The sequence below is a fragment of the Hyphomicrobium sp. genome, from assembly GCF_047600905.1.
Classification (GTDB): domain Bacteria; phylum Pseudomonadota; class Alphaproteobacteria; order Rhizobiales; family Hyphomicrobiaceae; genus Hyphomicrobium_B.
The window spans coordinates 48,105-72,695 of the sequence record NZ_JASGKD010000001.1 but is presented as its reverse complement, the minus strand read 5'-3'; the positions used below and the strand labels follow the sequence as shown (position 1 = coordinate 72,695).

General features: G+C 61.1%; 25 protein-coding genes. 4 read left to right on the top strand and 21 right to left on the bottom strand.

The genetic code is table 11. The features are described 5' to 3' along the window. Positions 1-194: 194 nt before the first annotated feature. From QM780_RS00410 to QM780_RS00375, 8 genes are all read right to left on the bottom strand, one after another. Positions 195-1,535 (bottom strand): porin, encoded by a 1,341-nt coding sequence (locus QM780_RS00410; protein WP_415068511.1) that lies wholly within the window; start codon positions 1,533-1,535, stop codon positions 195-197. Between the two features lie 121 nt (positions 1,536-1,656). Continuing rightward, positions 1,657-2,511, bottom strand: a complete 855-nt coding sequence (locus tag QM780_RS00405; protein WP_415068510.1) for an RBBP9/YdeN family alpha/beta hydrolase — start codon at positions 2,509-2,511, stop codon at positions 1,657-1,659. Between the two features lie 162 nt (positions 2,512-2,673). Next, the gene (locus QM780_RS00400; protein WP_415068509.1) at positions 2,674-3,708 is read right to left on the bottom strand and encodes a sulfate ABC transporter substrate-binding protein; all 1,035 of its coding nucleotides are present in this window, start codon (positions 3,706-3,708) and stop codon (positions 2,674-2,676) included. Between the two features lie 199 nt (positions 3,709-3,907). After that, the gene (locus QM780_RS00395) at positions 3,908-4,480 is read right to left on the bottom strand and encodes a DUF3299 domain-containing protein (RefSeq protein ID WP_415068508.1); all 573 of its coding nucleotides are present in this window, start codon (positions 4,478-4,480) and stop codon (positions 3,908-3,910) included. Between the two features lie 26 nt (positions 4,481-4,506). Then, entirely contained in the window at positions 4,507-5,766 is a 1,260-nt protein-coding gene (locus QM780_RS00390) for an ABC transporter permease (protein ID WP_415068507.1), read from the bottom strand. Then, positions 5,763-6,521, bottom strand: a complete 759-nt coding sequence (locus QM780_RS00385) for an ABC transporter ATP-binding protein (protein ID WP_415068506.1) — start codon at positions 6,519-6,521, stop codon at positions 5,763-5,765. Before QM780_RS00385 ends, QM780_RS00390 begins: the two co-directional genes overlap by 4 nt. Before the next feature lie 3 nt (positions 6,522-6,524). Next, positions 6,525-7,109: a DUF2796 domain-containing protein gene (locus QM780_RS00380; RefSeq protein ID WP_415068505.1), complete on the bottom strand. Its 585-nt coding sequence runs from the start codon at positions 7,107-7,109 to the stop codon at positions 6,525-6,527. A 150-nt stretch (positions 7,110-7,259) separates the two neighbouring features. Then, positions 7,260-7,631 (bottom strand): hypothetical protein, encoded by a 372-nt coding sequence (locus tag QM780_RS00375; RefSeq protein ID WP_415068504.1) that lies wholly within the window; start codon positions 7,629-7,631, stop codon positions 7,260-7,262. A gap of 236 nt (positions 7,632-7,867) precedes the next feature. On the opposite strand from QM780_RS00375, the gene QM780_RS00370 reads away from it, so the two are divergent. The 3 genes from QM780_RS00370 to QM780_RS00360 all read left to right on the top strand — a co-directional run bounded on the left by QM780_RS00370 (position 7,868) and on the right by QM780_RS00360 (position 10,531). Further along, entirely contained in the window at positions 7,868-9,784 is a 1,917-nt protein-coding gene (locus QM780_RS00370; protein ID WP_415068503.1) for a sensor histidine kinase, read from the top strand. A gap of 342 nt (positions 9,785-10,126) precedes the next feature. Beyond that, positions 10,127-10,300 carry a DUF1328 domain-containing protein gene (locus QM780_RS00365; RefSeq protein WP_415068502.1) on the top strand — a complete coding sequence of 58 codons (174 nt, stop codon included), beginning with the start codon at positions 10,127-10,129 and terminating at the stop codon, positions 10,298-10,300. 33 nt (positions 10,301-10,333) lie between these two features. Next, positions 10,334-10,531, top strand: a complete 198-nt coding sequence (locus QM780_RS00360) for a CsbD family protein (RefSeq protein WP_415068501.1) — start codon at positions 10,334-10,336, stop codon at positions 10,529-10,531. Positions 10,532-10,607: 76 nt separating this feature from the next. Here the strand turns inward: QM780_RS00360 and QM780_RS00355 are convergent, their stop codons facing one another. The 7 genes from QM780_RS00355 to cbiE all read right to left on the bottom strand — a co-directional run bounded on the left by QM780_RS00355 (position 10,608) and on the right by cbiE (position 16,101). Then, complete coding sequence (locus QM780_RS00355) at positions 10,608-11,414, bottom strand: response regulator (protein ID WP_415068500.1); 807 nt, start codon at positions 11,412-11,414, stop codon at positions 10,608-10,610. Positions 11,415-11,495: 81 nt separating this feature from the next. Then, on the bottom strand, positions 11,496-12,050 hold the full coding sequence (locus tag QM780_RS00350) for a sigma-70 family RNA polymerase sigma factor (protein ID WP_415068499.1): 555 nt from the start codon (positions 12,048-12,050) through the stop codon (positions 11,496-11,498). After that, positions 12,047-12,247, bottom strand: coding sequence for a NepR family anti-sigma factor (locus QM780_RS00345; RefSeq protein ID WP_415068498.1), 201 nt, complete (start codon positions 12,245-12,247; stop codon positions 12,047-12,049). The genes QM780_RS00350 and QM780_RS00345 overlap by 4 nt, the downstream gene beginning before the upstream one ends. 176 nt (positions 12,248-12,423) lie before the next feature. Beyond that, entirely contained in the window at positions 12,424-13,740 is a 1,317-nt protein-coding gene (locus tag QM780_RS00340) for a cobyrinate a,c-diamide synthase (RefSeq protein WP_415068497.1), read from the bottom strand. Beyond that, positions 13,740-14,498, bottom strand: a complete 759-nt coding sequence (gene cobM, locus QM780_RS00335; protein WP_415068496.1) for a precorrin-4 C(11)-methyltransferase — start codon at positions 14,496-14,498, stop codon at positions 13,740-13,742. The genes QM780_RS00340 and cobM overlap by 1 nt, the downstream gene beginning before the upstream one ends. Beyond that, positions 14,495-14,881 (bottom strand): cobalamin biosynthesis protein, encoded by a 387-nt coding sequence (locus QM780_RS00330; protein ID WP_415068495.1) that lies wholly within the window; start codon positions 14,879-14,881, stop codon positions 14,495-14,497. The genes cobM and QM780_RS00330 overlap by 4 nt, the downstream gene beginning before the upstream one ends. Further along, positions 14,878-16,101: a precorrin-6y C5,15-methyltransferase (decarboxylating) subunit CbiE gene (gene cbiE, locus QM780_RS00325; RefSeq protein ID WP_415068494.1), complete on the bottom strand. Its 1,224-nt coding sequence runs from the start codon at positions 16,099-16,101 to the stop codon at positions 14,878-14,880. Before cbiE ends, QM780_RS00330 begins: the two co-directional genes overlap by 4 nt. 14 nt (positions 16,102-16,115) lie before the next feature. On the opposite strand from cbiE, the gene QM780_RS00320 reads away from it, so the two are divergent. After that, positions 16,116-16,904, top strand: coding sequence for a cobalt-precorrin-6A reductase (locus tag QM780_RS00320; protein WP_415068493.1), 789 nt, complete (start codon positions 16,116-16,118; stop codon positions 16,902-16,904). Here QM780_RS00320 and cobJ read toward each other — a convergent pair. From cobJ to cobW, 6 genes are read right to left on the bottom strand one after another with little or no spacing between them, the layout of a single operon-like run. Continuing rightward, positions 16,877-17,632: a precorrin-3B C(17)-methyltransferase gene (cobJ, locus tag QM780_RS00315; RefSeq protein ID WP_415068492.1), complete on the bottom strand. Its 756-nt coding sequence runs from the start codon at positions 17,630-17,632 to the stop codon at positions 16,877-16,879. The two genes, QM780_RS00320 and cobJ, sit on opposite strands and share 28 nt — an antisense overlap. Further along, entirely contained in the window at positions 17,629-18,372 is a 744-nt protein-coding gene (locus QM780_RS00310; RefSeq protein WP_415068491.1) for a precorrin-2 C(20)-methyltransferase, read from the bottom strand. Before QM780_RS00310 ends, cobJ begins: the two co-directional genes overlap by 4 nt. After that, the gene (locus tag QM780_RS00305) at positions 18,369-18,998 is read right to left on the bottom strand and encodes a precorrin-8X methylmutase (RefSeq protein ID WP_415068490.1); all 630 of its coding nucleotides are present in this window, start codon (positions 18,996-18,998) and stop codon (positions 18,369-18,371) included. The genes QM780_RS00310 and QM780_RS00305 overlap by 4 nt, the downstream gene beginning before the upstream one ends. Further along, the gene (gene cobG, locus QM780_RS00300; RefSeq protein WP_415068489.1) at positions 18,995-20,263 is read right to left on the bottom strand and encodes a precorrin-3B synthase; all 1,269 of its coding nucleotides are present in this window, start codon (positions 20,261-20,263) and stop codon (positions 18,995-18,997) included. The genes QM780_RS00305 and cobG overlap by 4 nt, the downstream gene beginning before the upstream one ends. Further along, a complete protein-coding gene (gene cobN / locus QM780_RS00295) occupies positions 20,260-23,520 on the bottom strand; it encodes a cobaltochelatase subunit CobN (RefSeq protein WP_415068488.1) in 3,261 nt (1,086 codons plus the stop codon). Before cobN ends, cobG begins: the two co-directional genes overlap by 4 nt. Next, positions 23,520-24,557 (bottom strand): cobalamin biosynthesis protein CobW, encoded by a 1,038-nt coding sequence (gene cobW / locus QM780_RS00290; protein WP_415068487.1) that lies wholly within the window; start codon positions 24,555-24,557, stop codon positions 23,520-23,522. Before cobW ends, cobN begins: the two co-directional genes overlap by 1 nt. Between the last annotated feature and the right edge of the window lie 34 nt (positions 24,558-24,591).

Sequence of the window (24,591 nt, the reverse complement as noted above, 5' to 3'; positions counted from 1 at the left end):
GATAGCGGACCTACGATATCAGCGGAACGAAGAAGAAATGCTGAGCTTATGCGGCATTCTCAATAACCGCAGCTCGGAGCCTAAAAGGGCGCTTCGCCCCAAGAAAGTGCGAGAAGGAGAACCTGAAGGTTCTTCTTCTCGCGAGACTCTGACGGGAGGGTCAGATGAAACTTAGATTGCCTTGCCGTCGCGGCTTAGAAGTTAATCTTCGCGCCCGCGACAACCTGTTGGAACGATGACAGATCTGGCGTCGTACCGTTCCCCAGCACAACGTCTCCGTCGACGTGCTGGTAGAGAAGGTACAATGTCATCTCCGCAGCTGCGATGTTCTGGGCTCCGCCGACCGCCCAGAAGTTGACGTTGGCGTTTTGCGTAACTGTCGTCGGAAGTCCGGTCGTGCTGCTAATGCTCACGTTCGATCCGGCTTCATCCCGGCGGTATTCACCGAAGAAATTGGTTTTGCCGAGAGCGAACCACTTCTGCTCGATACCGCCCTGGATGAACCAGGTCCTGGAGTCTTTGTCGACAATGGCAGCGGCGACGACCGGATTGTTCGACCCGTCGTTCTGGTCACCATAGCCAGCGAAAGCATAAAGACCCGTCGGCGTATGCTGCAGGAAGGCGGACACGCCCCACCATTCGCAATTGAGCGCGTTGTCGGGCGATGTCGACGACCCGTGGCAAGGAGTTGATGCTCCATCGGTGGACTGGCCGTAACCAGTTCGCGCATTGAAGTCGAAATCGCCGAACTTCGCTTTATAGACAAGCGCGATATCCCAGATATCGTCCTCACCCCATGCAGCGGCGATGCTGAAGCCAGCGACCGTCGGCGTATCGTAACGTACGATGTTGCGTCGGCCATCGTCGCCCGGCGTCGAGTTGTTGAAGCCGCGAAGGATGCCGCCCCAGGTCAAACCGCTGCCGGATCCGACTTTGTTGCCGCTCTTATCGCGAAGGAAGAAGCTCTGCACATAGTCCGGAGCGCCTTCGCCGTCGTAGAAGTTACGCGTCATGGTCGTATCGGCATCGTCGAGCAAGTGATACGTCGTGGTGCTGTCCTGGCCGACAGTGACCTTGCCGTAAGTATTGCTCTTCACGAACCAGCTGCTCTTACGAACGGAAACGCTGTTAGCACTGGTCGAACCGTCAGGGCTGTTCTGGTCGATTTTCGAGCCGTTGCCACCCCACACGCCGAGTTCGAGCACGTAGCCTGCTGACCAATCAGCGGCAATCTTGGCTTCACCGATGAAGCGGACGCGTGATTGCTCCACGGGGTTGGTCGTGACGTACACATTGCTCTCGTGCTCGTCGTCCCACCATATCAAGTTCTCGTTCACCCAACCCGAGACCGTCAGGCTGACTTTGCGGTTGCCCTTGCGCGCCGTCGTCGCCTCAAGCTCTGCAACGCGCTCCTCGAGATCGGCGCAGCAATCTCCACCGAGATCCGCTGCGGCGGCGGGCATTGCCCATCCGCCGATCAAAAGCGCGGCAGCACCATACCGCCAGGCACCCTTCATTCCCCACACCCGATCCATTTCAGTTCAGACCCCCGTCTGTTACGACAGAAAAATTTCCGTCTAGCCCCTTGTTTTCAATTACTTTCTTTAGAAGCACCGTCCTCTGTCAATTCCTTGCAGCAGCCATGAGGATTTTCCGTCATAGCGGAGTGGTTATCTTGCCACCTGCTATATTGGCTGTTGGCCTCTGCACGCTCCAACCCGCCGCCCGAAGCAGCGCTGCCGCTCCCCCAATGTCGCGCTGGTCAAGCATCGAACGCTGACGACCAAACCCCTGCCGCCGCATCGCTCCGCCATGTCTGGTTTGCTGTTCCCGCGACTGGCGCGCTTGCGACAGGTTCCATGCTGCAAGCCGCTCCGATGCCAATCGAAATTCGGCGGCACGGCGCAGTCTTTCGATCAACGCCAACCCCTCCGGCCAGGGCCCAAACCCTGCTTCGGAATTGATGTGCCCCGCCTCGCCGAGGTTGATGAGATCAGCGCCCCACAGGCGCGCCCAATGGCTGGCAGACGCGAAAGATAGCCAGGGATCGTTGACGCTGGCGACGACGATGGTCGGGAACGTCAACCGGGTCGTCGGCAGGAATTCCGCGACCCCGAAATGCTCAGGATCGGCCGGTGCGACCAATAATGCCCCACTGATTCGCTCAGCATGGTCGCTTGCAGCCTGCACGGCAGCCAGGGCACCGAACGAATGTGCGGCGAGAAAAATCGGCCCGTCGATACGTACAATTTCACGTCGCACGCGGGCGGCCCAGTCGGGCAAATGCGGATCGTTCCAGTTGCTCTGCGAGACCCGGATGCTGCCGCTGACGCGGCGCTCGAGCCAGGTCTGCCAATGAGTCGGGCCGCTCGATCGGAGGCCGGGAATGATGAGAGTGGTGGACATGGAAATCATCCTGGAATGCTGAGCCCTTGTGGGGCGTGGACGTTGTGCTCTGAAGATCCGTGGCGCGGCGAAGGCACTTGCCTTCAACAAAACAGCGCCGGGCAACAGGCCTCCCGCTCTCGCACTCGCATCGCCGATGTCTCCAGTTTCCATGAGTTAAGGACATGCTGGGGATTGCCAGCTTCGTGCGCCGCCCGGCTCGGGTGCTGCTGATCCGGGAGCTTCAGCACCCGTAGGGGGCGACGCACGAATTGTGGTCAGAGCCTGTTAGCTCTTGCTGCCGGGTGTGTAGATCTGATCGAACACACCGCCGTCGGCGAAGTGCGTGGCCTGCGCTTTGCCCCAGCCGCCGAACACTTCATCGATGGTGAAGGTTTTCACGGGAGCGAACTGGCTGGCATACTTCTCGGCGACCTTCGGATCACGCGGGCGATAGTAATTCTTTGCCGCGATTTCCTGGCCTTCCGGGCTGTAGAGGTGCTCGAGGTAAGCCTCTGCGACCTTGCGAGTACCGCGTTTGTCGACGACCTTATCGACGACGGCAACGTTCGGCTCAGCCAGAATGGAGACCGACGGCGTCACGATCTCGAACTTATCGGGACCGAGTTCCTTGAGCGACAGATAAGCCTCGTTTTCCCAGGCAATCAGCACGTCGCCGATACCACGCTCGACGAACGTCGTCGTCGAACCGCGCGCACCAGAATCCAGAACCTTGGTGTTCTTATAGATCTTCGCGACGAAATCCTTCGCCGTCGCATCGCTGCCGCCAGGCTGCTTCAGCGCATATCCCCATGCCGCCAGATAGTTCCAGCGCGCACCGCCGGAGGTCTTCGGGTTCGGCGTCACGACTTCTACGCCATCCTTGGCGAGATCCGACCAATCCTTGATGCCTTTCGGATTTCCCTTCCGGACAAGGAAGACGATGGTCGAGGTGTAGGGTGCGGAGTTGTCCGGGAATTGCTTGATCCAGTCAGCCTTCACAAGATCGCCGTTCTTGTGAAGTGCGTTGACGTCAGCGGCGAGAGCCAACGTCACGACGTCGGCCTCAAGACCGTCGATAACGGCGCGGGCCTGTTTGCCCGATCCGCCGTGCGACTGCTTGATCGTGACCGTGTCGCCCGTCTTTTCCTTCCAGTACTTGGCGAATTCGACGTTATAGGCCTGATACAGCTCACGCGTCGGATCATAGGAGACGTTGAGCAGCGTAATATCGTTGGCAAGGGCAAGTCCCGAAAATCCGGCAAGCCCCAACCCCAGCGCGGCTCCGATTGCCGACCGGCGTGTCAGATTGTGAAATGACATTTCGAACCTCTCAAGTGTGCGTTAACCTGAGAGCGAACCTATCGACGGGGGTGTCCTCCACGAACGAAGAAGAATTGCTGAGCTTATCAGAACCCACCCTCGACGAAATGCGCGCAATGAAGATAGGCCATTGCGCGCAAGATGAATCCTGCATTAGCGGCCACACCGGAATCTCTTTCTCGCAGAGTGCGATCGGAAGCTATTGTTTGCGAGGCACCACGCTGTCGGCATCGAGCGTATAGCCCGCGTCGGCGAGGCCGGTAAACGCCACCGTCGTGCTGATTTTCCCGCTAACGGTCACCGGATCGAACTGACCGCCGACCTCGAAACCCTTCGCGGTCTTCACATAGATGATTTGATTCGCCGGTGGCGGAGGCACGTGAATGCACGCGCCCACGAACGGCACCAGCAGGAACTCTTTCACCGTGGTTGAATCGAAATCGAGCGGCACAACATAGCCGCCGATCGAAATGTTCTGCCCGTTGAGATCGGTAACGACGGCCGGCGGCCTGTCGTCACCCGGCTGATGTCGCTTCACCGACATGAACTTGCCCTCGGGCAATGGCGGTGGTGGCGGCCCGGCATCCGTCATCGGCGCCGATCCGCCGAAGAACGTCTTCGATTTCATCACGGTATTTGCCGGCATGGACTTCGGAACGAGGTCCGCCCACTTGAGCTGCCGTGGCGCCTCGGCCGCAACGCCTGACGAAAGGCCGCCGATGAATACGAGCGCAATCACTCCTTTCAGAGTTGGCGCGAAGTTGGTTGTCATTTCTCCCTCCTATCCGGGGATCGAATTCAAATGCGAACCATCATTCCGTCGGCAAGCGACAGTCGATAAGCGCGAAGAGCGGGCAACAGGCCGGCGAAAAACCCGGCGACGACGATCGCACCGAGCTTCACCCATTCGTCCGCACGTGGCGGATCGATCGGAAGGCTCAAGCCATACGCATGATCGATATAAGGTCGCGCCAGATAAAGCCCGATATAAAGTCCGGCCGTGCCCAGCACCACTCCGGCAAGCGTCAGCAGCCCGCCTTCGGCCGCCAACAACCCGAGCACTGTTCCTGGCGTCGCGCCGACCGAACGCAAAATCGCCATTTCGCGCCGCCGCTCGTTGAGCGTCGTCAGGATCATCGTCACCATGCCAAGAAGCGCAGTTGCGACGACCATGATCGACACCACCGACAGCGCAGTTTCCGCCGTTCCGATCAAGCCCCAAAGCTCCTGCAGGGCGACGCCCGGCATGATCGCCGACAGCGGCTCTTCCTGATAGTCGTTGATGAAGCGCTGCACTTTGAAAGTCGCGAGCCGCGACTTCAACCCGACCAGCGCCGCAGTGATCGCGCGTGGTGTCAGGTCCATCTTTCGCACTTGGTCGGCCGACACGCTTTCGCCTGGCACCGGCGCACCGTTCTGCCAGTCGATGTGGATCGCTTCGATCGCTTCCAGGCTGACATGCACTGTCCGGTCGATCGGCGTACCTGTTTTCGCCAGAATGCCGGAAACGCGAAACGGCTTGTCCTCGTGCTCGATGAACGAAATCGAACCGACGCCATGCGCGACGATAATCTTGTCGCCGACCTTATAGCCGAGCTGTTCCGCAACATCCGATCCGATGACGGCGTCGAACAAATCCTTGAACGGGCCGCCCGCTGTAAAGCTCATGGTCTGCCCATGGCGAAACTTATAGTGCGTGAAATAATCGGCATTCGTGCCGAGCACGCGAAAGCCGTGATGGCTGTCGCCCAGTGACAACGGCACGATCCAGGAAACCTCCGGCATCTTGGCGATGTCTTGATAGCTCTTCCATGTCACATTGTTGGTGGCGTTCCCAATGCGGAAAACCGAATAGAGAAGCAGGTTCAGGCTGCCGCTGCGGGCCCCGACGATCAGATCGGTGCCCGAGATCGTGTCCGCGAAGCTCTCCCGCGCACCGGTCCTTACCTTTTCGACTCCCAAGAGCAGCATGACGCTCATCGCGATCGCGAGGACCGTAAGCAATGCCGTAACCCAGCGATTGAGCAGAGATTGTAGTGCCAAACGTACGATCATCATGAGCGGGCACCTCGCTGCGAGACGGCAATATCCTGCAAGCGCACGACACGATCGAAATGCCCGCCAAGCCCTTCATCGTGGCTGACCATGATGACGCTGGCGTCGACCTTTTCACTTTGGCTGAAAAGCAGTCGGAGAAATGCACCCTCGGTGTTGCGATCGAGCGCGGACGTCGGCTCGTCCGCGACGATGATCTGCGGCGCCCCGATCAAAGCCCTGGCTGCCGCCACGCGCTGCTGCTGGCCGACGCTCAGGCTGGACGCTTTGCTCGACGCGATCACCGTCTCGTCGAGACCGAGCGCCACAAGCAATTTCCTTGCGACCTCTTCGAGAGGCCCCTCGCGCAACGCATTCTCCCGCCGAACTTTCGAAAAGCGCAGCGGCAGAAGCACATTGTCGATCAGCGACGCATAGGGAAGCAGGTTGAACATCTGAAAGATGATGCCGAAGTGATCGACGCGGAACCGGTCGCGCGACGGTCCTCCGAGTTCCGCCATGTCCGTACCAGCGATTTCAATTCTCCCCGTGTCCGGCACGACGATGCCGGCAAGCAGGCTGAGAAATGTACTCTTCCCGCTGCCCGACGGACCAAGAAGCAAAAGCTTCTCACCGCTACGCAGATCGAAACCCGCAATCGATAGCGTGAACGGAGAAGGCCCCGGCCACGTATACTTGACTTGCGCGAACGACACGGCGCGAAGAGAGCCCGCGCTCTCTCCGCTGACGTCCGGCGATGTTACCAGAAGCTCGTTCATCGCTTACATCACACCGGTAAGATCGAGTGACGGCTTTGCGCGAGTCATCTGCGCCTGGGTTTGCCCTTTCGGCGTCGTGACATTGACATTCAAAAGCTGACCGCCGGCAAAATCGCTGAAATAGACGGTTTCGAGTCCGGTGACATTCTCCGGCGCTTCGCACGTGATCGTGTAGGTCGCGTGGAATTCCGAATGCTGCGGCTCGCCGGGTTTGTCGTCGTCATCGTCCTTCTCGCCCGGCTGATGCGTCTCCTTGCGGCTTTCGACATTGGCTGCATCGGCTTTGCACTTTGCCGCTACCGGCAGTTTGAAGACATTCAGTACGTCGGTGAGCTTCGCCTTCGCTTTCTCGACGGCCGCCTTCTGGTCGTCCGTCGTCGCGACGTGCTCAAATCCGACGATGTCCATGCCTGGGGCGACGAGTTCCATTTCGATCTTGTTGCCATCGATCGCGATATCGAGCGTACCCTGCCCGTGGACGTGTGGCCCGAGTTGACGATGCTCCGCTTGTTCGGCAAGTGCCGGCAACGCAACGAGTATCGCCAACGAAGCCAATGCCGACGCAGCGGTTGCTGAGACTTTCGCCATGAATGAATTCTCCAAAGGAAAAGGCGTCGCTGCATGCTCGACATGCGCTACGCTGACCGACGGACGCGCGGAAGACGCGTGCTTTCGCTTGCCTTCGATCGAATGATTGGGACTAAGATGATCGCGACCGATGCCGCGAGATTTTCGAAATCAGCCGGGGGCGATGCCCGGCGGTCCACGCGCCCGCAATTCGGCAAAATGGCTGACAAAAAACCCCGGCCGATTGACAGCCTTGAGGATCACTCCGGCAACGACCGAAGGCGCCGCGATGTCGAATGAAACCGGCGTCAGCGACGTCGATGCAATCGCCGTCGCCCAGCAGAGCATGCAGCCGTCATGGTCTTTCTGCAGAGGCGCGCAAGAACGATCCTGCCCAGCGCGACACATGCCGGCGGTCATCGCTCGTGACTCGATACCGGTACCGCGCGTCACATGGTGATGGAAATCCACGACGGCGATCTGCATGCCGAACGCAAACAGCGTCAGCCAGAGCAGCTTCGAACGGAGTCCGGAGACGATCATCGGTTTCCAGCGCATCTACACGACGCAGAGTTCGGCTGATCTTGTGTCACAATCGTGGCGGCCGTCGCCAAACCGGAACGCCGGCCGAAAAACATGACCCTGCTCGATCACGGGGAACTATTGGGCTTGTTCGACATTTTATGTGGCGGGAGATTCTAGCGCGCCGTGCCGACCACTAGAAACAAATTGTGAATATTAATCAAACAGGGGGGTCGGCCGGACCTCGATTCGCTCGGATGCTGACTTTCACATTTCACCACCCGGCACGCTCCAGGCTTCTCGCTTACGGTCTTTGCTTGGCGATCCTCCTGCCCTCACTGAGTTTTGCCGCCTATATTTTGAGTCAGACGCAGGCGCGCGAACTGAGCATCCTGCATCAATCGGCGCAGAGCCGGGCCATGCTGGTCGCCTCGGCCTTCGACGAGCAGATGACCACCCTGCTCGAAAGTCTGAAGGAATTTACCGGAACACCGGCGACGGCCTCCGAGAATGTTCGCGACCATCTGCGATCCGAGTTCGACCGGCACGGCGTTTTGATCTTCATCAGAAGCGCCGACCTTGCAGTTTTATCGCCGGCCAGCGGCGCGGATGCTGCGTTGATCAGCCTGGACGCACCCGCTCGCACGGCAGCAGCGGCCGCGCTGGCGACACTTGCCCCCCAAATCACGCCTTATGGAGTTGCCGACAAAGGCGGGGTGAACATCTGGATCGCATCGGCTGAAAAAGACTCCTCACCTATCCTGCTGCAGGCTCGAGTCCCCGCCGCTTATCTCTCTTCGGCATTGAAGAATTTCGTCACCGACGGCCCCTGGTCGATCTCAGTGACCGGAGCCGACGGCCAAATCTTCGCAGGTGCAACAGGAAAGTCACAGTCGGACGCGGCCCAAAGCAATGCTTCGCTCGTCGAAGCATTTGCCGATACGTCGCAGTTCGGCTGGAAAATCTCGGCGGGACTGCCCGATCGTTCCATCGAGGGACACGCCCGACGCAACTGGATGACCTTCGCAGCGATTTCCTCATTGATCGCTATCGCATCTTTCACCGGGGCGACGTTGTTAACACGGAGCCTTTTTGAGCAACCCGGCCCGACCATTTTGACACAAGCATCTCCAATGCCGTCTTCATCCGACCGAAGGACGAACGCTCAGCAATCATCGTCTCCTGCGGCAACGGAGCAGGAGCGAATTCGCGGCATATTGCAGGCGGGCAATGTCGGAGTTTGGGAATGGGAGCCGCAGACCGGCCTTCTTCATTGGGATTCGGAAATCTCGCGCCTTTTTGGACCCGTCCCGAAGAGCCGCAATCAGCTCGTGCGCAACGTCCTGTGGCGCGTCGATCGCCATGACCGGCGGCGATTGCTGAAGGCGGTGAGAGCGGCGATCAAGGAGGCAAAACCGATTGCCGTCGAAATCCGCATCCGCCAACCTGACGGAGAACTGCGCTGGATGGCGGTTCGCGGCGCGACGACGAAGAGTGCAGCCGACGAAACGCAGCGCCTCTCAGGTGTTGCCTACGATATCACCGATCAGAAGCTTAGCTTGTCTCGTACAGACGCCCTCCTCCGCGAAGTCTCGCATCGCTCGAAGAATTTGCTTGCGCTTATTCTTGCGATGGCGAGGTTGACAGCACGCGACGCCGTCGATGTTAAATCGCATTTGAAGGATTTCACCCTTCGCGTCGCAGGCTTGTCGGCGTCGCAGGATCTCATCGTCGCCTCGGACTGGCAGAACGTCGATCTCGCGACATTGGCGGCCGCCGAAATCGGCGCCGTCGCTAGGACCGACGCTGATCGCTTTGCGGTTTCCGGCCCTCCCGTCCTGCTGACCCCAGAAGCGGCTCAGACATTCGGCATGGTTTTAACCGAGCTCGCATTGAACGCCGTCGAACACGGTGCTCTTTCCTCGGCGACTGGCGCAGTCAGCCTGTCGTGGGCATTTCCCGACGAGGATACCATTTCGATTTGCTGGCATGAAACCGGCGGTCCCCGCGTCATCATGGATGGATCGTCTGGCTATGGACGATCGGTGGTGGAGCGGTTCTCGTCTCAGGGCCTCAAGCTCTCCGTGCGTGCGACGACAGCCCACGACGGGATCAAATGGACCCTGGTCGGGCCCATCGCCAATATCGGCACCCGTGCGGAAGACCACGCTTGAAAACGGCACCGCTTCGTTCGCCCTTTTTATCCACAAGATCGCGCAAGAACTCTTGGAACGGCGGGAACCTCACGGTAGCCAGAGCGTTGAGCATACGTGACCGTGCCCGCTTACTCCCTCCCACTCCCCCCGTGGCCCTGGGTACGGCATATGTTGAATGAGTTCGCGACCGCTTCCCCCGAGCGGCGCGAACTCAGCTTTTTGGGCCACCCGCTTCCCCATCTCCGCGCTGTTTGAATTCGACTAACGCACGAGAATGCTCGTCGCGATCAGAGGAACTGCCGACGCCATCTCCACGTTAGCATCCCATCGGAACATCACATTAACGGATCGGAGATCCCAATGGGAAACCTGCTTTATTATGCGATCGTGTTTCTGATCGTTGCGCTCGTCGCTGCTGCCTTTGGGTTCGGCGGCGTCGCAGGCACGGCGATGGAAGGCGCGCGCCTCATCTTCTGGGTCGCTATCGTTTTGTTCGTCGTGTCGGTCGTCGCGAATTTCCTACGTCGCGCCTGATCTTTCGAACTTCCATCAAGGGAGGACAAGAAAATGGATTGGAACCGTATCGAAGGAAACTGGAAGCAGCTCACGGGTAAAGTCAAGGAGCATTGGGGCAAACTGACTGACGATGATTTAAAAATCATCGACGGCCGCCGCGAGCAGCTCGAGGGTAAGCTTCAGGAGCGTTACGGCTACGACAAGGATCAGATCCGTAAGGAAGTCGATAACTGGCTGTCCACCGTCTGAGTTGGGATAATCAAAAAAAGAAAGCGGCCGGATAAATCCGGCCGCTTTTTTTTGATCGCACACCTGCGATCGATCGTCAGGCCGCGCGCTGCCCGGCTTTTTTCGACTTCAGACCAAAAAACAGCGATTGGCTGATCATCGCCTTTACCACAGCCGGCTCGAAGGGTTTTGTGATCAGGAACACCGGCTCCGGCTTGGTGCCTGTCAGCAACCGTTCGGGGAAAGCGGTAATGAAAATCACCGGTACGCTGATTGATTCGAGGATCTCATTGACCGCTTCGAGGCCCGAGCTTCCGTCCGCCAGATGAATATCGGCGAGCACCAGCGATGGAGCCTTCGCTGCCACCTCGGCAACCGCCTCCTTGTGCGTGCGCGCGACACCCTGAACGCGATGGCCAATGTCAACGACCAGCGCTTCAAGGTCCATCGCGATCAACGGCTCATCCTCGATGATCAGCACGTCAGCCGACAGCTGCTCCGCAATTTCTGCGCCCGCCATCTGCAGGAGTTCCGTCACGTGTGCGGGGGTGACGTCAAGCACTTGCGCCGCTTCGGCCGTCGAGAATCCCTCGACCGATACCAGCAGGAACGCCTGCCGTGGCAACGGCGTGATCGATTCCAGGCGGCGCTCCGGCAGCGGCTTGTCGATCTGGGTTGTATCGTCGGAAATCCGATTGAGAGCCACCGAATTCCAAACTTTCGTGAAGGCGCGGTAAAGCGCGACGCGCGGCGCCAGCGCTTTATCGAACGCATCCGAGTTGGCAATCAGCGCTTCCAGGACGGCTGCCACGTAATTGTCGCCGGAGACCTGGCTGCCCGTCAGGGATCGCGCATAGCGGCGCAAATAGGGAAGATGCGGAGCGATGGATTCGGCGATCGACATTCGTACACCTCATAAGCTCAGGGAATGGCAAGCGATCGTCGCACGATGAAGTACACGATCGCCTCGTGGGAGCATCGCCCCTCACCCGCGACTGACGGAACGGGTGATGCTTGCGAACTCGCCGTTTGGATTGATATCCTCTCCTTCGTCGAAGCCGAGCGACTTGTTCAACGCAACGCGCGCACGATTGACCCGGCTTTTGACCGTACCGACAGCAGCATTCGTGATTGCCGCCGCTTCTTCGTATGAAAATCCTTCTGCGCCGACGAGAAGCAGAACTTCTTTCTGGTCGTCGCTCAATTTTCCGAATGCTTTTCTGAAGTCTACGAGATCCATGTGAACTTGCTGTTCCGGCAGCACCGACATCCGCTCGGCGAGCGCACCGTCGGCGTCTTCCACCTCCCGCCGGCGCTTGCGAAGCTCCGAGAAATAGGTGTTGCGAAGAATGGTGAAGAGCCATGCCTTCAAGTTGGAGCCGCGTTCGAAACTCTCGAGGTTTGACCAAGCCTTGACGAGCGTATCCTGCACGAGATCGTCGGCGCGCGTCGGATCTCCGCATAGCGAATTCGCAAACGCGCGGAGATTCGGCACTGCACTGATCAACAGAGCCTGCAGGTCGTCGTCGCTTTTTGTCACGACTTGCCTCCTTGCCCGTTGTCCTCTTGCTGTTTCAACTGCTGCAGCAGAACCACGAACCGGTCGGGAACCGGCTCGTTGATAAGCTCGATATATGCCTCTCTCAGACGCTGTCCGATCTGCCCCTGCAGTTCGACAGGTAAGGGTGCATGCGTAGTGACTGAATCCCCCCGCTTGGGGTCACTGCTAGTGCCCATCGTTTAAAAACCTTGTTGACGGATTCCGTGGTAACTTTTGCTCATGCCCCGGGGTTCCCGATATGACTTCCAACCTAAATGCCTGGAGATCGAAAAAGTTCCGATCCTCGGTTGATGTTATTTCATAATGCGACTTAAGGCAGGCGCCTAAGCCGCGACTTTCGGCTGCCGGCTGCCTATTTATCGATAAAATGAAAAAATGACCCCGTCGCCAGGCCTCGGCGGCCGCCCCCGCCCTGCAAGCGATCGCAGTCCGAATTCTCCAATTTGAATAAAGGCAAATCCGGCGAACAGAGCACGGTCGCGTAGTGAAACTCGTGCCCGCGCAGGATATCGCCGCGAGAGCCCAACGGGCACGTTTCAAGAAGCTCCGCTCGTCTGTAGCCAAGGTTCATTTTTCGCACCGCGAAAGACGTTTCGAGACCCAGAAGACCGGCCATAGGATGCCGCACGCCCTCGCTGTCGACGAGACCGGCGCCGAGAACCATGTAGCCTCCACACTCTCCATGAACAGGACGTGACCGGGCGAACATGCTCAGTCCCGATTTGAAGCGCTCTGCGTTCGCCAGCGTCCCGGCATGCAGCTCCGGATAGCCCCCCGGCAGCCACGCGACATCGGCGGACGAATCCGGCGCCTCGTCCGCCAACGGCGAAAACGGCAGAATCTCTGCACCCGCCTTCCGCCATCCGGCCAGCAGGTGCGGATAAACGAAAGAGAAGGCGGCATCCCGCGCCAGCGCGATCCGCTGCCCGGGCGGCCGGCTTGCCGAACCGACCCCCGCCCCGGGGGCCCCGGGTGTCGCGACGCTCAAAATTTTATTGATATTGACGTTGGCCTCGATGAAATTCGCAAGCGCGTCGAGACGGCTTTCGAGTTCGGCCGTCTCCTCCGCCTGCACCAGACCAAGATGCCGCTCCGGAAGGACGACGGCATTCTCACGCGGCAGCGCACCCACGACCGACAGTCCGGCCGCTTCCAGCGCATCGGTCGCAAAACGAATGTGCCTTGCACTTCCGGCGCGGTTCAAGATCACCGCCGCGATCGTTACACCATCGCGAAACCCCTGAAACCCACGCGCGACGGCCGCCGCCGTCTGCGATTGTCCCGATACGTCGAGCACGAGGACGACGGGCCAGCCCGTCTTGGCCGCGATGTCGGCGCTCGCGCCGTTACCCCAGAAGCCAGGTCGCGCAACGCCGTCGAACAATCCCATCAGCGCTTCACCGACGACGATATCGGCCCCGCGCGAAGCATCCCCAAGAATGCTGGAAGCATGCTCCCAGCGCATCGCCCAACTGTCGATGTTGAACGAGGGCCGGCCCGACGCGACGGCATGAAAGGCCGGATCGATGTAATCGGGTCCGCACTTGAACGGCTGCACGTTGAGGCCGCGCCGCACCAGCGCCCGCAGGAGCCCGAGCGTAACTGTGGTCTTTCCCGAACCCGACCTCGGCGCCGCGATGATCAGTCCTGGCGGCAGCGCGCCGGTCATCACGCCCCGCCTCGGAAGCGCCGCCGGTAATCAACGCTATAAAGCGCGCTTTCCCGAAAATCATCGCGCCCGAGAGCTTCGCCGACAAGGATCAGCGCCGTCCGCTCTGGACCTGCCTCCGCCGTGCGCTCGGCGATCGTCGAAAGCGTGCCGCGAATGACCTGCTCGTCCGGCCAAGTTGCGCGGTAGACCACGGCGGCCGGACAATCGGGCCCATAGAACGGCAGCAGACGGCGCACCACGTCCGCAATCGCATGAATCGAAAGATGCACCGCCAACGTCGCCCGCGTCGCTGCAAATTTTTCCAGTTGCTCGGTCTCTGGCATGGACGAAGCCCGCCCCGACGTTCGCGTCAGAACCACCGACTGGGCCACTTCCGGAAGCGTCAATTCACGGCCCAACACCGCCGCAGCCGCCGCAAACGATGGCACTCCCGGCGTGATCGTGTATGCAATGCCCAGCTGATCGAGCCGCCGCAACTGTTCACCGAGAGCGCTCCATATCGACAGATCGCCGGAATGAAGTCGCGCGACGTCTCTGCCTCCTCGCGTCGCCGTCACGATCTGCGCCATGATTTCATCGAGCGTCATCGGCGCCGTATCGACGATCTCCGCGCCGGGCGGGCAATGCGTCAGCAGGGCATGGGGCACCAGCGATCCCGCGTAGAGGCAGACCGGACATTTACTGATGAGATCGCGCCCACGAACCGTAATGAGGTCGGCTGCGCCAGGACCGGCGCCGATGAAATGCACCGTCATTTTCCGCGCTCCGCTTCATCCGCCGATTGCGCCGCCGCGATCGTGATATCGCCGACGACGCGCCTCGGCAGGATAAGACGAGAGCCGGGTCCGGCGCCGGCAAGCGCCGCCGCTTCAGCGATCGACGCGACACCAAAGAGCGACAACGTCCGTTGCGAACAGGTCAGGCACTCACCGCTTCTTTCCCGCATAATATCGAGCGCAACAGGCCGATACGCCAGCGATGCGCTTCCTGCGGCATCGCGCACATACTCTGTGAAGACGGCAGCATCCAAAGTCGCGACCACATCCGCGCCTGCCGCCGCCCGCTTCGCTTCAGCTAGCGCCGCGACGAAGTCCTGCTTTTTTGCCCGGCTATTGGCGCCAATTCCAATCGCGATCATGACGGACCCAATGGCTTCTGTGCCACCCACTGCATGATCGGCAGGGCCGGACGCCATGCGGTTCGCGATCCGACAGGTTCCGCCCGCTCGACACTGATGCGCGTCAATGCTCCACCGTGCGCATGATATGCCGCGAGCAGCGCCAATTCCGATTCAAGCGTCACTGCGTTCGCGACGATCCGCCCGCCGGCCTTCAGGCCTGCCCAACACGCGTCGATGACCTTCCCGCCCCCAGTGCCGCACCCGATGAAGATCGCGTCCGGTTGCGGCAGTTGCTGAAGCGCGCCGGGCGCGGCACCGATCTCGATCTCAAGATGCGGCACGCCGAGCGCCACGGCATTGCGCTTCGCCCGCGCCGCCCGTTCCTCATCGCGCTCGATGCCGATTGCCGTGTTCGACGGATGCGCGAGAAGCCATTCGATCCCGATCGAGCCGCTTCCGGCACCGACGTCCCACAACAGCTCACCCGCGCCCGGCCGCAGAGACGACAGCGTAACCGCCCGGATTTCGCGTTTCGTCAGTTGCCCATCATTCTCGAAATAACCATCGGGCAAGCCTCCGACATAGGGAACCGGTCGCGCGTTCGGACCTGCGACCACGTCAACGCCGATGATGTTGAGTGGATCGACCTCGCCGAGGTCGAAGCTCTCCGCCTTCCTTCTACGGATTTGCTCGCGTTTGCCGCCGAGAGCTTCCATCACGATCACTTGGCTCGGACCAAACCCCGCTTCGGTCAGAAGTGCCGCCGTCTCACGCGCTGTATTGCCATTGAGAGCGAGCGCAAGAATCCGCCGCCCATGATGCAGGTGGCGACGGATGAGCGGCGTCAATCCTTGCATATTGAGCCCAAGCGTCGTCACCATCTGCAACGGCCAGCCAAGCCGAGCCGCGGCAATCGAAAAGCTCGACGGCGTGGGAAAAACGCGCATCTCTTCCAGGGGGATCGAGCGCGCCAGCGTCGCCCCTGCGCCGAACCAGAACGGATCGCCAGATACCAACACCACGACCGGCGTTCCCCGCCGCGCCAGGATCGTCGTCGCCGTCGCTTCGAGCGGCTTCTCCCATTCCGCCTTCTCACCCCCTACGTCACCCACGAGTTCGAGATGCCGCCGTCCGCCAATCACGAGCTCGGCCTTGTCGAGCAAACGGATGCCTTCAGCGGTGAGACCCGCGCGTCCGTCCTCGCCGATTCCGATGATGGACAACCAGCGCTTTGTCATGGCATGGGGCTCACATGACAACGGCGACGACCAGGGACGCGCTGCACATTCTGCTTCTCGGCGGCACGACTGAAGCGACCGCGCTCGCCGAACGTCTTGCGCGCATGAAAAACGTTCGGGCAATCCTGTCTCTCGCCGGACGTACGGCAAACCCCGCCCCGAGTGCGCTTCCCGTGCGCGTCGGTGGCTTCGGCGGCGTCGATGGTCTCACCGCCTACCTCCGCCAGGAAAAAATCGCTCTCGTGATCGACGCTACCCATCCCTTCGCCGCGCAGATCAGCGCCAACGCCGTCGCCGCGTGCGCCATCACCGGTGTCGAATTGCTTGCGATCGAACGCCCGGCGTGGGCGCCCATCGCCGGCGACAATTGGGTAGAGCACGACAGTATCGAAGCCGCCGTCGCCGCTCTGCCCGATGAGCCGCAGGATGTTTTCTCCGGCCTCGGACGGCAGGCAATTCCCACACTGTGCCGCGCACCCCGGCACCGCTATCTCATCCGCGTCGTCGATCCCGTCGACCTTCCCGACGCGCTCGCGCACGCAGAAACCGTCGTCTCGCGCGGGCCGTTTAGAACCGGAGAAGACGCCAAGCTCTTCGCCGACTACGATATCCGCTATGTCCTCGCCAAGAATGCCGGCGGGGCCGCTGCCTATTCCAAAATCGAGGCCGCCCGACAACTCGGCATCACCGTGCATATGGTTCGCCGTCCCGATCTTCCGCCACGGCCGATCGTGGCATCGGCCGACGAAGCTCTGGCCTGGATGAATGAGCGCCATCACTTGCGTTCCGATCTCGGCGTATAAACCCATGACCGCCCGTCGCCGGATATGACCTTCCGCGTCGCACGCGAACCGATCAATACCAGTGTGCGCATATCGCAGGTCGCGTCACCTGCCGTCGCCAGCGTCACGACGTCGATCTCTTCGTCCAGCCGCCCGACGGCACGGGCGAATACGACGAGCGTTTCTCCGGGCAGCACCTCGAGCAGAATGTCGAACGCTTTACCGATTTGTTCCGGCCTCGCCTTCGACGCCGGATTGTAAAGCGCGATGACGAAATCCGCCTCGGCCGCAAGTCGCAGCCGCTTCTCGATCGTCGCCCACGATTTCAAATTGTCCGAGAGAGAAATGGCGCAAAAATCATGGCCGAGCGGTGCTCCGATGCGCGCTGCCGCCGCCAGCATCGCCGTGACCCCGGGCTCGACGCGTATATCGATGCCATCCGCTGACGCCGGATTATCTTCCACCGCTTCATACACGGCAGCCGCCATCGCGAAAACACCCGGATCGCCGCCGGAAACGACCGCCACGCGTCCGCCGCACGCGGCAAGCTCCAGAGCCCGTCGGGCGCGTGCTAATTCCTCGCGATTGTCGGAAGCTTCGAACACTTGCCCGGCCCTTGGCGTCAAGCGGTTCACGTACGGCGAATATCCAAGAATGTAATCTGCGTCGGCGACTGCGTCGGCGGCAGCCGGTGTCACCCAATCCTTCGGACCGGGTCCGAGCCCGACAATGGTCAGCCGGCCATTCATGCGATACGGCGCCCCCGTCCACCAGGAAGCAGGATGATCGAAAAATAGGGAGCGGCGCATTCACCGAGATCGGCGAGGCGCGCAACACGCTCGCCCGGCATTGTTCCGCGCTCGACGTAGATCGCATCGTCGAACCTGCCCGCGACGCGCAATGCCTCTTTGATCTTCGCGATATTGTGGCCAACCTTCATGATGACGGCCGCGTCCGTCTCCTTGATGTGTTTCGCGAGATCGTCCTTCCCGAGCGTGCCCGGAAGCACGGTCATCACGTCATCTCCGTACGTGATCGGAGCCTGTGCCGCCGTCCAGCATCCGGACATGCCGGTGATGCCGGGAATCACCATCACCGGATGCGATCCCTTGATGCGATCGTACATATGCAGGAACGAGCCGTAGAAAAACGGATCGCCCTCGCAAAGCAGCGCTACGTCTCGCCCGCTCTGCAAGTGCGCGGAGATCGCCGCCGCGCTTGTCGAATAGAAATCGCGGATCGCCGAAACGTAGCCGTCCTCGCGAAAGTCCACTTCCGTGGTGACGGGATATTCAAACGCCGCCTCGATCACATCGGCACGAATGTGCGCGTCCGCAATCGTACGCGCATGGCCGGACCGCCCCGCCTTGCGAAAATGCGCGACAACGGGGGCCGTGCGCAGAACACGGGCAGCCTTGAGCGTCATCAACTCGGGATCGCCAGGTCCGAGCCCAACGCCAAACAGCGTCCCGGACGTCGTCTTGCTCATTCGGCCTCGCTTGCCAGCGCGTTGACTGCCGCTGCCGCCATCGCGCTGCCACCCTTCCGGCCCCTGACGATCGCGAACGGGACACGGCCGTCGGCGGCAAGTGCCTCCTTGGATTCGGCGGCGCCGACGAATCCGACCGGCATTCCGATCACCGCCGCGGGCTTCGGCGAACCTTCGTCGAGCATCTCGAGCAATCGGAAGAGAGCCGTCGGCGCATTGCCGACCACGACCACCGAACCGGCAAGCTCCGGGCGCCAAAGCTCCATCGCCGCAGCCGTCCTGGTATTGCCGATCTCCGCTGCAATTCCCGGCACCTTCGGATCACGCAACGTGCAGATGACGGAATTCTTTGCCGGCAGCCGCGCGCGCGTGATGCCGTCGGCAACCATCATCGAATCGCACAAAATCGAAGCTCCTTTTTTTAGAGCAGCTTCCGCGTCGCTCGCAAATGTCGGCGACATCACGATATCCTGCGCGACGTCGACCATGCCGCAGGCGTGAATGATCCGCACCGCAACGCGCTCTTCGACGGGCGACAACCCGGACAAGTTGGCCTCGGCCCGTATGATCGCGAACGAGCGCGCGTAAATCGCCGCCCCGTCGCGGATGTAACTCTGCGCCGTCATGTCACCGGCTCCATGATCAGGCGCGAAATCACGTCGCTAATGTCTTCCGCCTTGATGGTTTCAAGCACGTTCGAAGCATCAGCCGGACCGTTTCTGATAACGTCGTAGCGTCCGCATCTGCCGACGAGCGTAAAGCTGGCTTTGCCGCGGCGTGCGCATCCCTTCTCGCAGCCGGATATATGAAGCGAGCAACCACCGAGACTTCCCGCAAAGATCTGCGCAAACCGTTCCGCATCCCGTCGCGTATCGGTCACCGCGCTCTTGCACGCGGGCGCGCCCGGACAAACATCCATTGCTAGCCGGATATCGTCCTTCCGCGTTATTAACCCGATCATTTCCGCGTCGTGAAGCAATGCACTGCACCCCTCGGCGTCCTCGACCGGAAAGACAAAGGCTCTTTCGGGGCTGAGATGCACCCGTTCGGAATGAGAGGCCGCAGCCATACAAAGCGCATCAAGCTGATGCGCGGTGATACGGCCGAACGGCAATCCCGCTCCGACGGCGAAAGTGTTTCCACCATAGAATTCTACGCCGATTGGAGTGCGCGATTCTCGCGCGGCCGTGGTCCTCGTCACCGGCATTCGCAATCCGGACATAGCAAAAACCGTCGCAACGCCGAGCCTCGCAACGGCGTCGCGCATACGCCGGAAGCCAGCATGATTTTCATTGAGTTCGACGAACGTCAGCGCCAGACGATGCGCAGCGTCGATGGCCTCGTCACGCGAAATCGCGCACCGAACATCGGGTGCACCGTCCAGAGCAATCGCAAAGTGATCTGCATCTGCCGAGATCATGACGTCGGCGTCGCGATCACCGACGCGCGGCTCCGACGTGCCTGAAAGACTGAAGCCGAATTTCGCAGGCAGCCCCCACATCCGCTTATCGCGAGCGAGTATCCCCTCCATCCCTGCCGCAAGCAGGCGAACATCGGCACGCCCTGGATCAATCCCGCTCAACGGATCGACAACGATGTTACGAACCGCTTCCGCTTCGGCGCTGGCATCTAGCAAGCCTGTGCTATCGAGGGCGGCAAGCGCCGGCTGGAATGTCGCGTCGGTCACGCCCCGGATTTGCAGATTACCGCGATTGGTAAGGTCGATCTCACCGGACCCGAACTGCGCGGCAACGGCACCGACCGCGCGCAAGGCAGGCAGAGAAAACGCGCCGGCTCGCGGCCTGACGCGTACGAGCAGACCGTCGCCAGACCGCATCGGCCGAAGCGCGCCTGGGCACCAGCCCTTTCTCAAATGCGCCGCTCTTGTCATTCTGCCGCCTCACGCGATGATGTCTTGTCGCCGCTCATCGCCGAAAGATCGTTGCGCCGTGGCTGCCATAGCCCGCGCGCGATCGCTTCTTCAAACCGTCGCCGCATGGCCTCGATGGCGGCCGGATTTTCGCGTGCCAGGAACGCCGCAACTGCGGGATCCCCAAGATAAGCTTCGTAGAGCCGCTCGAAGCCGCCGTTGTCGACTGCATGTGCCGTCGCGGCGAACGCAAATACGGCGTCGATGCTTTGCGCCATTTCGGCGCCACCACGAAATCCGTGCCGCATCTGGCCTTCGATCCAACGCGTATTCGCGGCACGACCATGTATGACCCGAGCGCATTCCTCTTGCAGCGTGCGCACGCGCGGAGCTTCAGGCGTCGCCGTATCGCCGTGATAGAGCGCCACCCGATCATTGCCGAGCGCCGCCGCGGCTGCCGCGAACCCGCCCTCGTGCGCCGCGAAATCGCCGCCTGTCAGCAGATCGATCTCGCCGTGATCCTGCACATGCACGAAGGCGTCCGCCGATTTGACGCGATCTTCGAAACCGCCTTCGGCCGGTGCACCCGTCTCTCCGCGATACGAAGCCCGCGAACTTTCGAGATACGACCGCCCAAGTTCGTCACGCTGCTTCCAGTCGCCGCGATCGATGTGCTGCATGACGCCCGCGCCGAAGCTGCTGCCTGCAGGTCCGAATATCCGATCAAGCCTCGCCTCGATTTGGGCAGCCGCACGCAAAGGATTATCGCCAACGTCTTCCGCCAGACCTGCCACGAGCCCGACGGCGTTATCGAAGAGCGTGAGCTGCGCGCCGAACATATCGCGGAATAATCCGGAAACCCTCAGTGTAACGTCCACCCGTGGCCGCCCGAGTTCGGCCAGCGCCTCTGTTTCGACGCCCGTCACGCGATAGGAACGTTGATCCCAGACCGGCCGCACGCCGATGAGAGCCAGCGCCGCCGCGATCTCTTCTCCGCCCGTCCGCAGCGTCGCGCTGCCCCAAAGATCGAGCACGATGGCGCGCGGCCAATTCCCATGATCGGAGACATACCGATCGAGAATGGCCTTCGCCGCGCGCCTTCCGTTTGTCCAGGCCGTCGGCGTCGGCACGCTTCTTGGATCGACGCTGAAGAGATTGCGTCCCGTCGGCAGCACATCGGATCGACCGCGGCTCGGCGCTCCCGCAGGTCCGGGCTCAATGAACCGTCCCGCAAGCGCACGGCCGACCGCATCAAGTTCGCTATCATCGAGCACATGCAGGCCGTCGCGGATGGCGAGCTCTTTCACGTCGCAAAGAAACGCATCGATACGTGTCAGCGCCTCGTTCGCTGCCATGCCTGCTTCGAGACCGCATTGTTCGGCGATGCCCGCGCGGATCGCAGCATCGACAATTTGCTCGGAGAGAACCTTTCGCCGCCGCGGATCAAGCCCCTCGGCGGATGAAAACTCATCGACGAGCCGCTCCACGTCGGCGAGTGGCCCCACCAAACCGGCATCCGTCACCGGCGGCGGTTTGTGACCGACAGTCACCGCTGCAAGCCGGCGCTTTGCTTGCGCTGCTTCGCCCGGATCGTTCACGATGAACGGATAGATCATCGGCAGCGGCCCGAGCAGTGCACGCGGCGCGCAGCCACCGCTTCCGGCCACGGCCTTCCCCGGCAGCCATTCGAGCGTTCCGTGCGCGCCGAGGTGAACGAGCGCATCGATCTTCGCAACCAGCCTGAGCCACAGATAGAACGCGACATAGCTGTGCCGTGGCGGCGTCGACGGATCGTGATATTGCGCCTTGCGATCGAGTACCTGCCCGCGTTCCGGCTGCAATCCGATCAACAGATTTCCGCAACGGGCGACACGAAACGCAAATGCATCATTCGTGACGGAACCGTCGTCTTCCGGCTCACCCCAAGCAGCGGCGACACTCTGCCGAAAGACCTGCGGCAGCGATTCAAATGCCGCGCGATAATCGGCCACCGGCCACGCAATTCCGCACGCGGGATCGAGGCTTTCGACAAGCGCACCGGAATCTCTATGGATGTCGCAAACCTCATATCCCTCGCGTTGTAGGCACGAGGCAATTTTGCGCGCACTCTCCAGGCCATCGAGCCCAACAGCATGAGCGATCTGATCGGGTCGCCCCGGATACGTCGAAAGCAATAATCCGACGCGAATATCGGCGCGCGCAGCTCGCCTGAGCTTCACCCATCGCGCAGCAAGATCGCCGACGTGCGCAATGCTCGCGTCGTAGGATGCATGACGCATCAGTGAGACGCCGAGATGCTCACCCAGTTCGTCCGCTTCCTTGAACGAAATGACGCCCGCGAACAGCCGTCCGTCGAGCTCCGGTAACACGACGTGCATCGCCAGATCGGATGCGCTCAAGCCGCGCTGCGAATTATCCCACTGCGCAAACGTCGAATTGGCCATCGCCACTTGCAGAACCGGACAATCGGCAATTTCGAGCGGCGATCCTTCGGCGTCATCACGCGCCGCAAATGCCGTGGCATTGACGATCACATCAGGCTTGATGCGATCGAGTTCACCCCGTAGCCACGCGGCGGCCGCCGGCGGCTTTAGACTTGGCAGATACAAAGCCGTCACCGACAGCCCACGCTCTTCGAGTGCATCGATCAACGCATCGACCGGCGCGACGTCTCCGGCCAACAGGTGCGAGCGGTAGAAAACGACGGCAGCCGTTCCGACTTCGCCGGCTGCGGTCGTGCGGTAGATCCCGAAATCCGGCACCGCCCGCGGCGCCGCGATGCCGCCAGCGCCTTCACGCACCTCAAGCAGCGCCTTCAATGCAACGCGCGTGTTCTCGACGCCGCCAGCATCGAGCAGCGCCTCAAGTCGCGCGAGATCTTCGACCCCGAGCGTCGATAGAGCCGCGAGCCGAATATCCGGTCGTCCATCGCCAGGCACAATCGCCAGGGTAATGCCAAGCTCGCGACACCGCCGCCCGAGCTGCTCGCCACCGTAACGCCAATAGTCGAGCCCGCCCAGCAAACGCACGAGCACGGCCTTCGTGCCCTTCAGCGTCAACTCGGCAAAAAGATCGACCGACATTGGATGGCGAAGGGCGTTGATGTTCGCGATCCGCAGGCTCGGCTGCTCGCCTTCGACAGCGCGAAACGCAGCCGCCGCCATTGCCAGATCGGAATCGGAGAACGACAGAAACACGATATCGGCAGGCGCGAGTCCGAGTTCCTGAGGCGCTGCCGCCTCATCCAGATCTCGGCTCTCGCGAACGACGATATGCATCAGTTGCTGCCCGCCAATGTCCGCGTGATGCCGTCGCGATCAAGTCCCTTCTGCCCGATCACGACAAGCTTGCCGACACGCCGCTCGCCGGATTGCCAGGCGCGCTCATAACGCGTGTCGATGCGCTCACCGACCCCTTGCAGCAACAGCCGCATCGGCTTGCCGTCGATTGCCGCAAAGCCTTTGACCCGCAGCACGTCATGCTCGTTGGCAATGGCCTTGGCCCGCGACGCAAGATCAGCGGCCGAGGAAAGCTCCGGCACCTCGACGATGAAGGTCTCGAAATCGTCGTGATCGTGCTCCGCTTCGTTATCGTGGTGCGACGGCCGCGCGGCGAGATCATCTTCCGCAGCAGCCGAAAGCCCAAGCAGGACTTTCGCCGGCACCTTGCCCTCGCGCGTGGCCACGATCTTGATGGCTCGCGGCACGTTGCTCTTGATCTCTTGCGAGATTGCCGCCGCCTCGTCCTCCGAAAGCAGATCGGTCTTGTTGAGAACGACGAGATCGGCACACAGCAGCTGATCCTCGTAAACTTCCTCCAACGGGTTCTCGTGATCGACGGACGGATCCGCCTCGCGCTGCGCCGCGACTTTCTCAGGATCATCCGCGAAGCGGCCTTCGCGAACAGCCGGCCCATCGACCACCGTCACGACCCCGTCGACCGTCACACGGTTGCGGATATCGGGCCACTCGAAGGCTTTGACGAGTGGCTTCGGCAGTGCGAGGCCGGACGTCTCGATGATGATGTGGTCCGGCGCCGGATCGCGCGCCAGCAACGCTTCGAGCGTCGGCACGAAATCGTCGGCAACCGTGCAGCACAGGCAGCCGTTCGTCAGCTCGATGATGTTTTCTTCCGGGCAGTTCTCGATCCCGCACGAACGCAGGATCGCGCCATCGACACCGACATCGCCAAACTCGTTGACGATCAGCGCCAGGCGCCGACCTTCCGCGTTCTCGATGGTATGGCGCACGAGCGTCGTTTTGCCCGCACCCAAGAACCCTGTGACGATGGTCACCGGAACTTTGCGCGCGCTCATCGGCAGACCTCCCCGTCGGCAAGTGTTTGCGAAG

Bases quoted from the DNA above. Each gene is read 5' to 3' on its own strand.
- QM780_RS00410 (WP_415068511.1), bottom strand. From the start codon at position 1,535: ATGGATCGGGTGTGGGGAATGAAGGGTGCCTGGCGGTATGGTGCTGCC.
- QM780_RS00400 (WP_415068509.1), bottom strand. From the start codon at position 3,708: ATGTCATTTCACAATCTGACACGCCGGTCGGCAATCGGAGCCGCGCTG.
- QM780_RS00395 (WP_415068508.1), bottom strand. From the start codon at position 4,480: ATGACAACCAACTTCGCGCCAACTCTGAAAGGAGTGATTGCGCTCGTA.
- QM780_RS00390 (WP_415068507.1), bottom strand. From the start codon at position 5,766: ATGATGATCGTACGTTTGGCACTACAATCTCTGCTCAATCGCTGGGTT.
- QM780_RS00385 (WP_415068506.1), bottom strand. From the start codon at position 6,521: ATGAACGAGCTTCTGGTAACATCGCCGGACGTCAGCGGAGAGAGCGCG.
- QM780_RS00380 (WP_415068505.1), bottom strand. From the start codon at position 7,109: ATGGCGAAAGTCTCAGCAACCGCTGCGTCGGCATTGGCTTCGTTGGCG.
- QM780_RS00375 (WP_415068504.1), bottom strand. From the start codon at position 7,631: ATGATCGTCTCCGGACTCCGTTCGAAGCTGCTCTGGCTGACGCTGTTT.
- QM780_RS00370 (WP_415068503.1), top strand. From the start codon at position 7,868: ATGCTGACTTTCACATTTCACCACCCGGCACGCTCCAGGCTTCTCGCT.
- QM780_RS00365 (WP_415068502.1), top strand. From the start codon at position 10,127: ATGGGAAACCTGCTTTATTATGCGATCGTGTTTCTGATCGTTGCGCTC.
- QM780_RS00360 (WP_415068501.1), top strand. From the start codon at position 10,334: ATGGATTGGAACCGTATCGAAGGAAACTGGAAGCAGCTCACGGGTAAA.
- QM780_RS00355 (WP_415068500.1), bottom strand. From the start codon at position 11,414: ATGTCGATCGCCGAATCCATCGCTCCGCATCTTCCCTATTTGCGCCGC.
- QM780_RS00345 (WP_415068498.1), bottom strand. From the start codon at position 12,247: ATGGGCACTAGCAGTGACCCCAAGCGGGGGGATTCAGTCACTACGCAT.
- QM780_RS00340 (WP_415068497.1), bottom strand. From the start codon at position 13,740: ATGACCGGCGCGCTGCCGCCAGGACTGATCATCGCGGCGCCGAGGTCG.
- cobM (WP_415068496.1), bottom strand. From the start codon at position 14,498: ATGACGGTGCATTTCATCGGCGCCGGTCCTGGCGCAGCCGACCTCATT.
- QM780_RS00330 (WP_415068495.1), bottom strand. From the start codon at position 14,881: ATGATCGCGATTGGAATTGGCGCCAATAGCCGGGCAAAAAAGCAGGAC.
- cbiE (WP_415068494.1), bottom strand. From the start codon at position 16,101: ATGACAAAGCGCTGGTTGTCCATCATCGGAATCGGCGAGGACGGACGC.
- QM780_RS00320 (WP_415068493.1), top strand. From the start codon at position 16,116: ATGACAACGGCGACGACCAGGGACGCGCTGCACATTCTGCTTCTCGGC.
- cobJ (WP_415068492.1), bottom strand. From the start codon at position 17,632: ATGAATGGCCGGCTGACCATTGTCGGGCTCGGACCCGGTCCGAAGGAT.
- QM780_RS00310 (WP_415068491.1), bottom strand. From the start codon at position 18,372: ATGAGCAAGACGACGTCCGGGACGCTGTTTGGCGTTGGGCTCGGACCT.
- QM780_RS00305 (WP_415068490.1), bottom strand. From the start codon at position 18,998: ATGACGGCGCAGAGTTACATCCGCGACGGGGCGGCGATTTACGCGCGC.
- cobG (WP_415068489.1), bottom strand. From the start codon at position 20,263: ATGACAAGAGCGGCGCATTTGAGAAAGGGCTGGTGCCCAGGCGCGCTT.
- cobN (WP_415068488.1), bottom strand. From the start codon at position 23,520: ATGCATATCGTCGTTCGCGAGAGCCGAGATCTGGATGAGGCGGCAGCG.
- cobW (WP_415068487.1), bottom strand. From the start codon at position 24,557: ATGAGCGCGCGCAAAGTTCCGGTGACCATCGTCACAGGGTTCTTGGGT.